1 protein-coding gene is annotated in these 1484 nt (G+C 47.9%); it reads right to left on the reverse strand.

Annotated elements, in window-relative coordinates; genetic code table 11:
• Positions 1 to 93: 93 nt before the first annotated feature.
• Positions 94 to 1451 (reverse strand): IS1182 family transposase gene (locus OIN60_RS17420; RefSeq protein ID WP_305756143.1). Its coding sequence is split into 2 segments (ribosomal slippage): positions 94 to 884 and positions 884 to 1451, totalling 1359 coding nucleotides; the frame shifts between segments, so codons are not numbered across the junction.
• Between the last annotated feature and the right edge of the window lie 33 nt (positions 1452 to 1484).

The raw sequence follows: 1484 nt of genomic DNA on the forward strand, positions 1-1484 counted from the left end.
CAGGTTGTTGACAAAGCCCTGTTTTTTGGGGCTCGTTTGGATAATGAAATGAATTCCTGAAGTATTGAGCATTATGAAAACAAGAAGATCGCCCTATCCGGCCAGCTTGGCCAGGTGGTTGGCGATCTTCTTGACGTTTTGGCAGATGGCAGTCATGAGCGCTTGCTCCAAGACTTTTTTCTGTCCGCGAAACCGGCAATAGCGAAGTCCATGGAGCTCTTTGGCATCCGCGAAACTTCGCTCAATCGTTTGGTATCGGAGACGGTACAGATATTTGCCCGAGTGCGAGCGCCCGTTTTGCTTCACCCACTCTTTGCTGTCCTGCCAGACATGTCGGGTCAAGACTCTTTGCTTGTTCTTTGAACGCGTACACTCCTCAAGCAACGGGCAGTCTTTGCAGATCTTGGGGTCCGATTTGTATTGACGGTAACCCTCCCGGTCCGTTGTGGCATAGGTTAACTCCTGTTTTTGTGGACAGATATACAAGTCGCGTTCGGGATCATACTTAAATCGCCACTTGGCGATCAAGCCCTTTACTGGGGTGTAGCTTCTACCGCCAATGACGGCATAAATCTTCTTGGTATGCAGTTTCTTGCAGATGTCGGCGGTGTAATAGCCGGCGTCCAGGGCAACAGCCTCCAGTGTCTTGTTAAATCCGAACTTCTTCGTTTGCAGTTCAAGGCGTTCAAGATAAGGAGTCGAGTCATGAACATTTCCAGGTGTAATATGTACATCCGTGATGATGTTGTATTTATGGTCAACCGTCCGGTGATCCAAATAAAAGAAGCCTTCCGGCTTGCCGTCACGCACCATATACCCGCTCTCGGGGTCCGTTGTACTCACTTTTGTCTCCTTGGTCTGGGTCACCTCCTTCCGGGGTTTTAGGGCTTTTTTCCATGAGCAGCTCGATCCGCCTGAACGGCCTCGTCCAAGTCATCCAGGTAGGTTTTAACACTCTTTGCGACTTCTTGTTTGACGTGCTTGCGTTTGTTGGCATTGGCCTTGAGGTGGGTTGAATCCGTAATCAATACACGGCCTGCGACCATCCGAAGCTCAATGGCCTTAAATACAATATGGTCGAAGATTTCTTGGATCACATCACTATCCTGAAGTCGTTTGCGATTTAAGCTCAAGGTGCTGTGGTCCGGAACGCGATCCGTCAAACCTAAACCGACAAACCAGCGATAGGCCACGTTGAGTTGAACCTCCTGCTCAAGCTGGCGTTCAGAACGAATACCATACAGATAACCAATGAACATCATTTTGAAGAGCATGATGGGATCGACCGAAGGACGTCCGTTATCTTCGCAATAATAGGGCCGTACTTTTTCAAGAATGAAGGAAAAATCGATGTGTTTATGGATCTTACGAAGCAAATGATTTTGGGGGACGAGTTCTTCTAAACAAACGAATTCGTAGCTATTTTGCACATTCGAATTGGAGCGAAGCATGCAACCACCGCCTTGTTAGGATACTATATTATA

The sequence above is a fragment of the Paenibacillus zeirhizosphaerae genome (assembly GCF_030705605.1).
Classification (GTDB): Bacteria; Bacillota; Bacilli; order Paenibacillales; family Paenibacillaceae; genus Paenibacillus; species Paenibacillus zeirhizosphaerae.